This is a genomic window from Burkholderia sp. SIMBA_062 (assembly GCF_046534765.1).
In the GTDB taxonomy this organism is placed as follows: domain Bacteria; phylum Pseudomonadota; class Gammaproteobacteria; order Burkholderiales; family Burkholderiaceae; genus Burkholderia; species Burkholderia ambifaria.
On sequence record NZ_JAWRYD010000185.1, the window covers coordinates 1 to 298 of the forward strand.

Here is a 298-nt window from a genome sequence, read left to right on the forward strand (position 1 = left end):
CTGATCAAGCAGCTGTGGCTCGAGCGTGAAAAGCAGAAGGCCACGGCCTACGTAAGCCCGGCCAAGCCGGTGACCCGCACGCTTGCACTGAACCTGGATCCGGGCGTTTCCCCGCCCATCGTTCGCCTGAGCAAGGGGCAGCAGTCGTCGATCGTGTTCTCCGACTATGCCGGGCAGCCATGGATGATCCAGAACGTGTCGATCAACCGCGAGCTGTTCAGCGACGGGCGCGAGCGTGGCGGCCAGAACGGCCAGGGCGGCAATGTCGCGCCGACCAATATCCTGACACTGGACCCTG

The 298-nt window shown here is 64.1% G+C and carries 1 protein-coding gene; it reads left to right on the top strand.

Annotated features, from left to right (window positions below; genetic code table 11):
• The coding region (locus SB786_RS35960) for a DotH/IcmK family type IV secretion protein (protein WP_410731539.1) at nt 1-298 on the top strand (298 nt) is incomplete at both ends.